The organism is Pusillimonas sp. MFBS29, assembly GCF_020687695.1.
GTDB lineage: Bacteria > Pseudomonadota > Gammaproteobacteria > Burkholderiales > Burkholderiaceae_B > Pusillimonas_C.
The window spans coordinates 107,123-119,781 of the sequence record NZ_JAJEWL010000002.1 but is presented as its reverse complement, the minus strand read 5'-3'; the positions used below and the strand labels follow the sequence as shown (position 1 = coordinate 119,781).

Here is a 12,659-nt window from a genome sequence, read left to right as displayed (position 1 = left end):
CGTTAGACCATGCATACTTTACAGGGTTTTCCCTGAATGCGCACGGCTCAGAATGTGATATGGCGGCATGCAAGATATTTTAAGGCGTTTTGGCAATAATTTTGGCCAGTGCCTTACATAGACGTTCACAATCCTCAGGAGTTCCCACCGTAATTCGTAAAAATTGATCAATACGAGCCAAAGTGAAATGCCTGACCAGGATGTTCTGCTCTCGCAAGGCACGACTCAGGGCCCCGCCATCGTGCTCCGGATGCCGGGCAAACACAAAATTGGCCTGGCTGGGCAGCACTTCAAAGCCCAGCGCACTTAATTGCTGCGCAAGCTGTGTGCGCGCCTCGGTGACCGCCAGGCACATCTTCTGCAGATAATCAGTGTCTTGTATGGCGGCAATGGCGCCGGCCTGGGCCAGGCTATCGAGCGGATATGAGTTGAAGCTGTCCTTGACTCGATTCAGGCCCTCGATAATTTGGGCATCTGCGATGGCAAAGCCTACCCGCAGGCCGGCCAGCGACCGCGACTTGGACAAGGTATGCACCACAACAATATTGGCATGCGCCTGCAGCAGTGCAATGGCAGACTGCGCGCCAAAATCAACATAGGCTTCGTCCACCACCACCGGGATATCAGGATGCGCAGCAGCAATAGCGCTGATGTCTTCCAGTGACATGGCAATGCCCGTGGGGGCATTAGGATTCGAAAAAATAATGCCAGCCGGGCTATCAGGAGAAGAATCCGTGTAATCGCTCACCCTTATCGAGAAATCGTCTGCCAGTGGAACCAGTCGGGTTGGTATCTTGTACAGAGCACAATAGGTCCGATAGAAGCTGTAGGTGATGTCAGGCATCATCAACGGGCGTCCGGAACGACGGAACAAGCCATTGAATATATGAGCCAGGACCTCGTCGGAACCATTGCCAACGAAAACCTGATCCGGATTCAACCCATGCAATTCTGCGATGGCCTGCCGCAGGCCGACCGATTCCTTGTCGGGATACAGCCGCAGCTGATCGGTGGCCGCCGCTTTGATGGCCTCGAGGGCCCGTGGCGAAGGTCCGTACGGATGCTCGTTGGTATTGAGCTTGAGCAGGTTATCGACCTTGGGCTGCTCACCCGCCACATACGGTGTCAGATCCGCAAGATGATCACTCCAGAAACGACTCACTGTGCCCCCTGTGTATAAGGATTCTGGGAAGACTTGAATTCTATGCGTAGTGGCGTGCCATCAAGCTTGAATGCCGCGCGGAAACGGGCCTCGAGGTAGCGCCGGTACGAGTCGGGTATGGCGTCCAGTGCGTTGCCATGAATGATGATGAGCGGTGGATTCTGGCCGCCCTGGTGTGCATAGCGCATCTTGGGCCGGAAAATCCCCTTGCGCGGCGGTTGCTGCTGCTCGACCGCCGCATGCAGCACACGCGTCAGCCTCGGTGTAGACAGCTTGGCAAAAGCGGCGGCATGTGCCGCATTCACAGATTTGATCAAGGGATTGACGCCGTGGCCTTTGAGCGCAGATACGGTATGAACCTTGGCGAAAGACAGGAAATGCAGCTTGCGATCGAAATCCCGCTGTATGCGTTCACGCTGCTCGGCGTCCAGGCCATCCCATTTGTTGATGGCGACGACCAGCGCCCTGCCCGTTTCGAGCACAAAACCTGCAATATGCGCATCCTGATCCGAAATCTCGGATTGGGCATCAAGCATCAGCAGAACAACATTGCAGGCTTCTATGGCCTGCAATGTCTTGATGACCGAGAACTTCTCGACTGCCTCGAAAACCTTGCCCCGACGACGCAGGCCGGCCGTATCTATCAGGGTATAGGCCACGCCATTACGCTCGAACTCGATCTCGATCGCATCACGTGTCGTGCCAGGCATATCGAATGCAATAACCCGCTCTTCACCAAGCAAGGTATTGATTAGTGTGGACTTACCCACATTAGGGCGCCCAACGATGGCCAGCTTGATGCGATGAGTAATATCGTCGTCTGCCTGCCCGGCCTCTTCCTGCCCAACAGAAGCATCTTCGGCCAGATCGGGTTCGACATCGTCCGCAATGAATTCGTCATCCTGGCCAGCCTCGTCTTCGGTATCAACCGTCAGGTGCGACAAGGCTTTTTCTATCAGATCCACAACGCCATCGCCATGCGAGGCGGAAATAGGATAAGGCTCACCCAGACCCAGTTCGTGAAAATCGGCCGTTGCCGAACCATAGCGCATGCCTTCCGCCTTGTTGACGGCCAGCAACACGCGTTGACCCGATTTGCGCAGCAGGCGTGCGATTTCGTGATCGTGGGCGTTCACGCCGGCTCGGGCATCGACCAGAAAGATGACCACGTCGGATTCGGCAATGGCTTGTTGCGTCTGGCGTGCCATCTCGAGCAAGATGCCATCCTTGGCAACGGGTTCGAAACCTCCGGTATCGACAGCCAGGAAGGGATGCTCGCCCACCCGCCCTTCACCATAGTGACGGTCACGCGTCAGGCCGGAAAAATTGGCGACCAGCGCGGAGCGGGAACGGGTGATCCGGTTGAACAACGTGGACTTGCCCACGTTGGCGCGCCCTACCAGGGCGACGACCGGTTTATATGCGAGTTTGTTCAATTGACACCAACCAATACCAGATTACCGCTGCCGGTCTGCACCAGCACGCCGTTAGGGGCGGCCACCAGCGGCGAAACAATTGCATCACCCCCCACCTGCACCCGACCCAACAACTGGCCATCGGTGCGCGACAGGAAATGTACATAACCTTCGAGATCACCGAAAGCAACTGCTTGCGGAGTGACGGCAGGCGAAGACAGGCGACGATTGGCCAGATCAGACTGCTTCCAGACCTCATGACCGTCGTTCAGGGCAAACGCATGAACGATGTCGCGCTGACTGGCGGAATATGCCTGCCGCGAGTCGGTAGCCATGCCTGTATTGCTGGAAAAATACTGTTCCCAGACAGGACGCCCACCCTGGGTCAGGTCAAAACACACCATGCGTCCCTGGTAGCTCACGCCACAAAGCAAGGGACCCTGCAGCTGGGGCGCGCCAACCACGTCGCTGATGCGCTCGAGGTCGGTGGCACCCTGGGACACCGAGATCGTTCCCTCCCACTGCACGTTACCGCTGCGCACGTCTATGGCGACCAGGCGGCCATTGGGCAGACCGGAAACCAGCATGCCGTCGACAATCAACATTTGCATATTGGTCTTCAGTGCGAGCGCGGGACCCGGACGCTGCACGCTCCAGCGAAGTTCACCGGTTTGCTCGTCGAAACCCTGGATGCGGTAGTCGCTGCTGCGCACGGCAACAATGCCGGCACCCACGACAGGCGGGATGCTGACCGCGCTGCTGGCCTTGCTTCTCCACTTCTCTTTACCCTGGCCATCAAAGGCGATGACCATGCCATCGACTGCCACAACGGCGGTTGTGTTGCCATCGGAACCCGCCCCCGCCGAGAGTTTGTCATCTGTGCTGGTTTGCCACAGCACCGCACCAGACGCGACATTTATCTTGCTCACGCTGCCACTGGGCGTTGCCGCATAAACGGAGTCGCCGACCAGCGCAGGAGCAAATCCGTAACCACTCCCGCTGCCTATGGATACCGACCACGCAATATTGGCCGAAATCGCCGCCGGATAATCAGTCAACGGTGCCGGGTCATAGCGGGGATTGTGACTGGAAAACATCGAGCAACCCGCCAGGGTAGCGGCCGTCAGGGCGATCAGCGCGCTGCGCGCGATACGGCGAGAGATGGCACTATACATGTATCAGGCTCCACCTAAAGCATCTAATTTCAACTGAACGATTTGCGTAATCGGAGCGGCACCGAACTCTTTCAGCGCCTGTTCCCAGGCGGCTTTGGCTTCAGGGATCTTGCCCTGCGCCAGCAGAATATCACCACGCCGGTCGGCATAAAGCCCCGCAAAAGCCGGCGGCGCATCAGAAACCTGTGCAAGAGCCTGATCATACTGTTTTTGCTCAAGCAAGACGCCCGCCAGCCTCAGTTTGGCCAAAGGTACAAGGCTGGGGTCGGAGCTGTTGCCGACCAGCCACTCGAGTTGCTCGCGGGCGCCGTCCAGATCGTCGCGCTCTTCCAAAGCCTGCGCAGCGATCAATACCCCGCGCGGCGTATAACCCGATTTGGTGAAATCTTCACGCAGCGTGCTGCTGGCCGCCTTGATGCGTGCCAGTGCGTCATCGCCGGATTGGCCGGCTGCGCCTTCCAGCGCCTCGTAGTAGCCCATGGCCTGGCTGGCGGTATGGCCTTGATACCACTGCCATCCGCGCCATCCGACAATACCGGCTGCAATGATAAAGCTGAGTACCACCAGCAGTGTGCCGTAGCGATCCCACCATGCCCGCAGTGCATCCAGTTTTTCCTGTTCTTCTAAATCGTATGCCATGCCTTAAACCTTTAATTTCAATTCTGTGATCAAGCGATCCAGCGGGATCGTTTCCTGTTGAGCCCGGCCCTCAAGGGCCTCTTCCCTTAGCCATTTGATACTGGCAGTACCCGACGCGACTTCATCGTCTCCGAGAATCAGCGCCAGTTTGGCCCCACTCGCATCAGCGCGTTTGAATTGTGATTTGAATCCCGATGAGCCGGCATGGACAATGACCCTGAGGCCTTCATCGCGCAATTGCTCAGCCAGTTTTGCGGCCAGCCGCTGGGCCGGCGCACCCTGGTGTATCACGTAGACCTGGCATTCGGGCAACGACGTTTCCGCACCGGACTGCTCGCACAAATCGAGCAAACGTTCAACGCCTATGGCGAAACCCACTGCGGGAGCCGGCTTTCCGCCCAGCAATTCAATCAGGCCATCATAACGGCCACCACCACATACGGTACCCTGCGCCCCGAGCCGGTCGGTTACCCACTCGAATACGGTCAGATTGTAATAGTCCAGCCCGCGTACCAGCCGCGGATTCAAACGATACTCGATACCGGCATCGCCCAGGCGATCGCACACGCCCTGAAAATGCGCCAAAGATTCGGCCCCCAGAAAATCAAACAGGCGTGGCGCATTATCGGCCATTTCCTGCATGGCGGGATTCTTGGTATCGAGCACGCGCAAAGGATTGGTGTGCATGCGCCTGCGCGCTTCCTCGTCGAGCACATCAATGTGCTGCTCCAGATATTCAATCAGGGCACGACGATGGGCAGCGCGCTCTTCCGCCTGCCCCAGCGAGTTCAGTTCCAGACGGATATCGGTCAGACCCAGCATTTTCCAGAGTCGGCCCAGCATTACGATCAATTCGGCGTCGATATCGGGTCCGGCAAAACCCAGGGCTTCGACGTCAATCTGGTGAAACTGGCGATAACGACCGCGTTGAGGTTTTTCGTGTCGAAATACAGGGCCCATGGCGTAAACGCGATGCGGCCTGTCGTACAGCATGTTGTGCTCTATGCTGGCACGCACCATGCCGGCAGTAAACTCGGGCCGCATGGTGAGGTGTTCATTGTTCAATGCATCGGTGAACGAATACATTTCTTTTTCGACAATGTCGGTGACCTCGCCTATGCCACGGATAAAAAGCCGGGTGTGTTCAAGCACGGGGGTGCGCATGTTGCGATAGCCGTAGGCGGCCAGCCAGTCCCTTACGGTAGCTTCCAGTGCTTCCCACTGAGCGCTGGTGTCAGGGAGTATATCTTTCATGCCTGTCAGGGCACGGACTTTCTGAAACGACTGCGTCATAGATAAATTTTCTGTGTGCTTGCGGCTTCAGCCGCTTGCTTTGTTATTGTTCGAACCGGCGCCATAACGCCGCTCGACGTACTGCTCGACGATAGCCTGAAACTCCTGGGCAATGGTATCGCCCTTCAGGGTAACCGTTCGTTCTCCGTCGACATACACGGGGGCAGACGGAATTTCCCCTGTGCCCGGCAAGCTGATGCCGATGTCGGCGTGCCTGCTTTCGCCGGGACCATTGACCACACAGCCCATGACCGCCACATTCATGGATTCGACACCGGGATAACGATTTTTCCAGACCGGCATTTGGTCACGCAGATACGCCTGAATGCTGTCGGCCAGTTCCTGGAATACTGTACTGCTGGTGCGTCCGCAACCAGGGCACGCCACCACCATGGGGGTAAATGCACGCAACCCCATGCTTTGCAGGATTTCCTGCGCAACGATAACCTCGCGGCGACGATCGCCGCCCGGCTCAGGTGTAAGCGAGATACGTATGGTGTCGCCAATTCCCTGCTGCAGCAGAACTGCCAGAGCGGCGGTGGACGCCACAATACCCTTGCTTCCCATACCTGCTTCGGTCAAACCCAGGTGCACGGGGTAATCGCAACGCGCGGATAAATCCTGGTAAACGGTGATGAGATCCTGCACATGGCTGACTTTGCAGGACAGCACGATGGCGTCGCGGGCAAGGCCGAGCTCTTCGGCACGCTGTGCATTGCTGATGGCCGACACAACCAGAGCATCACGCATAACGGCCTGGGCATCCCAGGGCTGCGCACGCCGACTGTTGTCGTCCATCATGCGGGCCATGAGTTCGTGATCCAGGCTACCCCAGTTCACGCCGATGCGCACCGGTTTTTCATAGCGGCAAGCCACTTCGATCATCTGAGCAAAGTTATCGCCGCGTTTCTTGCCCCCGCCCATGTTGCCGGGGTTGATCCGGTACTTGGACAAAGCCTGGGCACACTCGGGATAATCAGCCAGCAATTTGTGCCCGTTGTAGTGAAAATCACCAACCAGCGGCACCGAGACATTCATGCGATCGAGCTGTTCGCGTATGGCCGGAACTTCGCGCGCGGCCTCGGGTGTATTCACGGTAATACGAACCAGCTCGGAGCCCGCCTGTGCCAGTTCCTTAACCTGTATGGCCGTCGCAATGGCATCGGCCGTATCGGTATTGGTCATGGACTGCACCACGACGGGCGCATTGCCGCCGACCTGCACCGCGTGGCCTCCCCACCGGACGATGACGCCTCGAGTGGGTCGTCGTGGTGCGGCGCCAACATTCAACGGGGTACCGGCTTGGTCTGAAACTGGGTTAGACATTATTTCTTCAGGGATTTGAGCCAATCGAATACCAGCCATGAGTCGGGAATCCAGCCACGATCTATGGCATAGAAGCCTGCGACAAACAGCAATATCAGGATGACGACGAGCCAGCCCCACGGACGATTTGCCGGTTCGCCCTGCAGCGGAAGATCGCTTGGCCCCAGGGACTGCGCGCCATTGAGCGTGGCAGGCTTGGCCACCGGGGCGGTACCGACCTGGTTATCGAGCATGGTCAGCAAGGCGTCTACATCGGCATCAAGGTAGCGGGCGTAATTTTTGACAAAACCGCGCAGCGACATCCCGCCAGGCAGACGATCCCACTGCTCGGTTTCCAGCGCTTCCAGCTGGCGCCCGGAGAACTTCAGGCGGGCGGAAACTTCAGCGGGAGACAGATTTTTCGCCTCGCGTAGTCTGCGCAGGGTTGCACCTATGCCTGAAGGCAGGCTCGGGTCATCGGCCTCGGGCCGTGCTTCCCTGACTAAAGACGGTTCATTCATCCACGCTCCTGTTTTATTTCAATAATGGCGCGATCCGGCAAGCGCTGGTTGATGCGTGTGCGGTCCTGGACATCGCCTGCCAACTGCCCGCAAGCCGCCGCGATATCGTCGCCCCGGGTTTTACGTACAGTTGTCACAATTCCGGCATCCATCAGGCGTTGTGCAAACAGACGCACACGAGCTGCCGGTGAACGCTTCAGACCCGATTGCGGAAAAGGGTTGAACGGAATCAGGTTGAACTTGCAACGCACCTGCTGGGCAATAGTAATCAATTCGCGCGCATGCTGGTCAGTATCATTGACACCATCGAGCATAATATATTCGAAAGTGATGAAATCGCGCGGCGCGTGCTCGAGATAGCGATTGCAGGCGGCAAGAAGCTCGGACAATGGGTGCTTGCGGTTCAGTGGCACCAGACGGTCGCGCAGCGCATCGTTGGGCGCATGCAAGGATACCGCCAGTGCTACCGGGCAATCACGCCCCAGGCGATCCATCATGGGGACCACACCAGAAGTAGACACGGTAACGCGCCTGCGCGACAGGCCGTACGCATTATCGTCAAGCATCAGGCGCAAGGCGCCCAGTACCTGATCGTAGTTCAGCAAGGGCTCGCCCATGCCCATCATGACCACATTGCTGATCACGCGGGTTGCTTCGGGCGTTTGGGCATCGGCAGCGCCAATGCGTGAGCCTTGTATGTCGTCTTGCAGGACGCGGCGTGCATGCCAGAGCTGGCCGATGATCTCGGCGGTGGTCAGGTTACGGTTGAAGCCCTGGTAACCGGTTGAGCAAAACGGGCATGCAACGGTACAGCCGGCCTGACTTGAGATGCACAATGTGCCGCGGTCATCTTCCGGGATGAATACGGTTTCGATGGCATTATTCTTGCCAACGTCGAACAGCCACTTGCGTGTACCGTCGGCGGAACGCTGTTCGATTGAGACCGGTGAGGCCTGAATCGAACAATGCTCTGCAAGCTGGGCGCGAAATTCACGCGCCAGATCAGTCATATCATCGAAAGAGTCGACGCCGCGCTGGTGGATCCAGCGCTGCAGCTGCTTGGCGCGAAATGGCTTGCCGCCCCACTGCCCGACAAGATCGGTCAGTTCGGCGGCACCCAGGCCAAGCAAATTGATGGGTTCAGTGATGGACATGATACTGGCGCGGTGAATAGTACTGATAACAGCTTATCGGCTGTGAATGTTGCTTTCGGGGAAGAAGAAAGCAATTTCTACGGCTGCTGTTTCGGGAGCGTCGGAACCGTGAACGGCATTGGCGTCGATGCTGTCGGCGAAATCAGCGCGAATGGTGCCTGCCTCGGCCTTCTTGGGGTCGGTGGCGCCCATCAGGTCACGGTTGGTCTGGATAGCGTTCTCGCCTTCCAGAACCTGCACGAATACAGGACCGGAAACCATGAAATCAACCAGATCCTTGTAGAAAGGACGCTCTTTGTGAACGGCATAGAAACGCTCGGCTTCGTCGCGTGACAGCTGTTGCAGACGAGCAGCCACAACCTTCAGGTTTGCTTTTTCGAAGCGGGCAACGATCTGGCCGATAACGTTCTTGGCGACTGCATCGGGTTTGATAATGGAAAGAGTGCGTTCAATAGCCATGTGAGGTCCAAACAAAAATATATGGGTGGTTTAAAAGCGGAAACAAAACTTCTAAAGAAAAGCTGGCTGCCATTGTCAGGCCGAAATGTGTCTGAAAACCAGGCGAGACCAAAAATCTTTAATAAAAACAATAACTTTGCTAAAGTTTATGTTAACCGGGCATTTTAACATGCTGCCGGGCGCCCCGCATACAGTGCTGGATTCAGATATAGTCAGACTTTTGCCCTGTTGCGGCAGCCTGTATTCTTCCTTACGCCATGACCACAAATCCCAGCCAGAACGATAGCGATCAGCTCGCCAAAAGCTTTGAACCACAGCAAATTGAGTCGCATTGGTATGCGCAATGGGAACGCAAAGGTTATTTTACCGGGGGCCGGCACGTAACACCGGCCAACCCTGAACTAAGCAAACCGTTCGCCATTCAGTTCCCTCCCCCCAATGTTACAGGCACACTGCACATGGGGCACGCTTTCAATCAGACCGTCATGGACGGGCTGGTTCGCTACCATCGCATGCGCGGTGACGACACCGTATTCATTCCGGGCACCGATCACGCCGGCATTGCCACGCAGATCGTGGTTGAGCGTCAGCTTGATGCCCGGAACGTTTCACGCCATGACCTGGGTCGCGAAAAGTTCGTGGAGAAGGTCTGGGAGTGGAAACACAAGTCAGGCAACGCAATCACCGAACAGTTCCGCCGGCTGGGCTCTTCGTGCGACTGGGAGCGCGAGTACTTCACCATGGACGACAACCTGTCGCGCGGCGTCGTCGAAACTTTCGTTCGACTGCATGAGCAAGGGCTGATCTATCGCGGCAAGCGACTGGTGAACTGGGATCCGGTACTCGGCACGGCCGTATCCGACCTGGAGGTCGTCAGCGAGGAAGAAGACGGCTTTATGTGGGAAATACGCTACCCGTTAACCAAACCCGCAGAAGGCCTGACCCATTTGGTGGTGGCTACCACGCGCCCCGAAACCATGCTCGGCGACGTCGCAGTCATGGTCCACCCCGAAGATGAGCGCTACGCGCACCTGATTGGTGCCACCGTCGAACTGCCGCTGGTGGGCCGTCAAATTCCCATTATTGCTGACGACTATGTCGACCGTGAATTCGGCACCGGTGTCGTCAAGGTCACTCCCGCACACGACTTCAATGACTACGCGGTCGGCCAGCGACACAACCTGGAAACGATCAGCATCCTGACGCTGGACGCAAAAATCAGCGATGATGCGCCCGCCGCCTATCATGGCCTGGACCGTTTTGAAGCACGCAAGCGCATAGTGGAAGACCTGACCGCACTCGATGCGCTGCAGGCCGTCAAACCACATAAACTCATGGTTCCGCGCGGCGACCGCACCAACACGGTGATCGAACCCATGCTTACGGACCAATGGTTCGTGGCCATGAGCAAGCCGGCACCCGCCGACACACTGCACCCGGGCAAAAGCATTACAGATGTCGCCCTCGAAGTCGTGGCCGACGGCCGCATCAAGTTCTACCCCGAAAACTGGACAACCACCTACAACCAATGGCTGGAAAAGATCCAGGACTGGTGTATTTCACGCCAGCTCTGGTGGGGCCATCAGATACCCGCCTGGTATTCTGAGGACGGACGGATCTTCGTAGCGCGCGACGAAGTCCAGGCACGCCAGCAGGCCGATGCCGCCGGTGTCACAGGGCCGTTGACGCGTGACCCCGATGTACTCGACACCTGGTTCTCCTCTGCACTGGTGCCGTTTACCGACCTGGGATGGCCCGAGCAAACGCCCGACCTTGACCGCTACCTGCCATCGAGCGTGCTGGTTACGGGCTTTGACATCATCTTCTTCTGGGTCGCCCGCATGGTCATGATGAGCATGCACATGACGGGCAAGGTTCCCTTTGAAACCGTCTACGTCCACGGCCTGGTCTGCGATATGGACGGCAAGAAAATGAGCAAATCCAAGGGGAATACCATAGACCCCGTGGATCTTATTGACGGCATATCGCTTGAGGATCTGCTTGAGAAGCGCAGCAGCGGGCTGATGAATCCCAAACAGGCCGCCAGCATCAGGAAGAAAACCAGCAAAGACTATCCCAACGGCTTCCCCGCCTATGGCACAGATGCCCTGCGCTTTACCATGGCCGCCTACGCGACCCTGGGACGCAATATCAACTTTGACCTGAAGCGCTGCGAAGGCTATCGCAATTTCTGCAACAAACTGTGGAATGCGACACGCTTTGTGCTGATGAACACCGAAGGCCACGCGCTGGACGACAACAGCATCACGCCCGAGCTGTCTTTTGCCGACCACTGGATCATCAGCCAGTTGCAGCGCCTGGAATCCGACATCGAACGCGGCTTCGCCGACTATCGTTTCGACAATATCGCCAACTCCCTTTACCAGTTTGTCTGGAATGAGTATTGCGACTGGTACGTTGAACTCGCCAAGGTTCAGATTCAGCACGGCACCCCTGCCACGCAATTGGGCACACGCCGCACCTTGATACGTGTGCTCGAAGTGGTGTTGCGCCTGGCACACCCCGTGATTCCGTTCATTACGGAAGAGCTCTGGCAAAAAGTATCGGTCGTGGCCGGCAAGCGCCAGGCCGACGAGGACACCAGTATCTGCGTGCAACCCTATCCCGTCGCCGACATGAGTCTGCTCAATGAGCAGGCAGAAGCCCAGGTGGCAGAACTCAAGGCCCAGGTAGAGGCCGTGCGCGCCTTGCGCGGCGAAATGAATCTGTCACCGGCTCAACGCGTGCCACTCATCGCCCAGGGCCAGCGTGAAGTCCTGCAGGCCAACGGTATGTATCTGACCGCCCTGGCCAAGCTGGAAGGCGTTGAGATCGTGGAGCAATTGCCAGACGTGGGCGCACCGGTACAGATCGTCGGCGCAAGCCGTCTGATGCTGCACGTCGAGATCGATGTGGACGCCGAGCGGCTGCGGCTGGGCAAGGAAGTTGAACGCCTGCAGAACGAGATAAACAAGGCGAACGGCAAGCTGTCCAACGCCAGCTTTGTCGAACGCGCACCCGCCGCCGTCGTCGAACAGGAAAAGAACCGGCTAGCGCAGTTCGGGGAAACGCTGGCCAAGGTGCAGGAGCAACTGGCCAAACTGGGATAAGACGGACGCCGCGCGGCATCGGTGCTGCGCGGCCTCAGGTTTGTGCCTCGTCTCAGTAGTGACAGCGGCTTCAGGTTTCTTATGGCGCTGTCCTGTGTGGATGAGGCACACCGGCACGGCGCGCTTCTCCCGCGTCTGCCTCGTCCATGCGGGCGTCGGGCAAACTCCTTCGCTGCGCTCAGTCAAACAGTGCCCGACGACATCCCCCGCATTCCCTTCGTCAGCCCGCGGCGCGCGCCTAAACGCCGGCTTAGCCCCATCCACACAGGACAGCGCAAGGCATAAGAGCCTGCGCCCGATGATTGGAGCGCCGGCAGGCACAGAGCGCTGCATCTGCCTGGAAGCGATCCACGTCGCGAATCACTTATGCCAAGCGCCATAAAGGCAATAGCAACATGCATAATCGCTGCGACCACCGGGCCTCCC

At 57.7% G+C, this 12,659-nt stretch carries 10 protein-coding genes; 1 reads left to right on the top strand and 9 read right to left on the bottom strand.

Features of this window, described 5'->3' with window-relative positions; translation table 11 throughout:
- Positions 1–79 precede the first annotated feature (79 nt).
- The 9 genes from hisC to ndk are packed head-to-tail and all read right to left on the bottom strand — an operon-like array spanning position 80 to position 9,123.
- Positions 80–1,162: a histidinol-phosphate transaminase gene (hisC, locus tag LKR43_RS03185; protein ID WP_227682406.1), complete on the bottom strand. Its 1,083-nt coding sequence runs from the start codon at positions 1,160–1,162 to the stop codon at positions 80–82.
- Complete coding sequence (der, locus tag LKR43_RS03180) at positions 1,159–2,598, bottom strand: ribosome biogenesis GTPase Der (protein WP_227682405.1); 1,440 nt, start codon at positions 2,596–2,598, stop codon at positions 1,159–1,161. Before der ends, hisC begins: the two co-directional genes overlap by 4 nt.
- Positions 2,595–3,752 (bottom strand): outer membrane protein assembly factor BamB, encoded by a 1,158-nt coding sequence (gene bamB, locus LKR43_RS03175; RefSeq protein ID WP_227682404.1) that lies wholly within the window; start codon positions 3,750–3,752, stop codon positions 2,595–2,597. Before bamB ends, der begins: the two co-directional genes overlap by 4 nt.
- 3 nt (positions 3,753–3,755) lie before the next feature.
- Positions 3,756–4,391 carry a tetratricopeptide repeat protein gene (locus LKR43_RS03170; RefSeq protein WP_227682403.1) on the bottom strand — a complete coding sequence of 212 codons (636 nt, stop codon included), beginning with the start codon at positions 4,389–4,391 and terminating at the stop codon, positions 3,756–3,758.
- A gap of 3 nt (positions 4,392–4,394) precedes the next feature.
- Complete coding sequence (gene hisS, locus LKR43_RS03165) at positions 4,395–5,684, bottom strand: histidine--tRNA ligase (protein WP_227682402.1); 1,290 nt, start codon at positions 5,682–5,684, stop codon at positions 4,395–4,397.
- A 27-nt stretch (positions 5,685–5,711) separates the two neighbouring features.
- The gene (ispG, locus tag LKR43_RS03160; protein ID WP_227682401.1) at positions 5,712–7,010 is read right to left on the bottom strand and encodes a flavodoxin-dependent (E)-4-hydroxy-3-methylbut-2-enyl-diphosphate synthase; all 1,299 of its coding nucleotides are present in this window, start codon (positions 7,008–7,010) and stop codon (positions 5,712–5,714) included.
- Positions 7,010–7,510 carry a RodZ family helix-turn-helix domain-containing protein gene (locus LKR43_RS03155; RefSeq protein ID WP_227682400.1) on the bottom strand — a complete coding sequence of 167 codons (501 nt, stop codon included), beginning with the start codon at positions 7,508–7,510 and terminating at the stop codon, positions 7,010–7,012. The genes ispG and LKR43_RS03155 overlap by 1 nt, the downstream gene beginning before the upstream one ends.
- Complete coding sequence (gene rlmN, locus LKR43_RS03150) at positions 7,507–8,664, bottom strand: 23S rRNA (adenine(2503)-C(2))-methyltransferase RlmN (RefSeq protein ID WP_227682399.1); 1,158 nt, start codon at positions 8,662–8,664, stop codon at positions 7,507–7,509. The genes LKR43_RS03155 and rlmN overlap by 4 nt, the downstream gene beginning before the upstream one ends.
- Before the next feature lie 33 nt (positions 8,665–8,697).
- Positions 8,698–9,123 (bottom strand): nucleoside-diphosphate kinase, encoded by a 426-nt coding sequence (gene ndk / locus LKR43_RS03145; RefSeq protein WP_227682398.1) that lies wholly within the window; start codon positions 9,121–9,123, stop codon positions 8,698–8,700.
- A gap of 257 nt (positions 9,124–9,380) precedes the next feature.
- Here ndk and LKR43_RS03140 point away from each other — a divergent pair, with 257 nt between their 5' ends.
- Positions 9,381–12,233, top strand: a complete 2,853-nt coding sequence (locus tag LKR43_RS03140; RefSeq protein WP_227682397.1) for a valine--tRNA ligase — start codon at positions 9,381–9,383, stop codon at positions 12,231–12,233.
- Positions 12,234–12,659: the final 426 nt, after the last annotated feature.

Bases quoted from the DNA above. Each gene is read 5' to 3' on its own strand.
- LKR43_RS03140 (WP_227682397.1), top strand. From the start codon at position 9,381: ATGACCACAAATCCCAGCCAGAACGATAGCGATCAGCTCGCCAAAAGC.
- hisS (WP_227682402.1), bottom strand. From the start codon at position 5,684: ATGACGCAGTCGTTTCAGAAAGTCCGTGCCCTGACAGGCATGAAAGAT.
- ispG (WP_227682401.1), bottom strand. From the start codon at position 7,010: ATGTCTAACCCAGTTTCAGACCAAGCCGGTACCCCGTTGAATGTTGGC.
- bamB (WP_227682404.1), bottom strand. From the start codon at position 3,752: ATGTATAGTGCCATCTCTCGCCGTATCGCGCGCAGCGCGCTGATCGCC.
- LKR43_RS03155 (WP_227682400.1), bottom strand. From the start codon at position 7,510: ATGAATGAACCGTCTTTAGTCAGGGAAGCACGGCCCGAGGCCGATGAC.
- LKR43_RS03170 (WP_227682403.1), bottom strand. From the start codon at position 4,391: ATGGCATACGATTTAGAAGAACAGGAAAAACTGGATGCACTGCGGGCA.
- ndk (WP_227682398.1), bottom strand. From the start codon at position 9,123: ATGGCTATTGAACGCACTCTTTCCATTATCAAACCCGATGCAGTCGCC.
- rlmN (WP_227682399.1), bottom strand. From the start codon at position 8,664: ATGTCCATCACTGAACCCATCAATTTGCTTGGCCTGGGTGCCGCCGAA.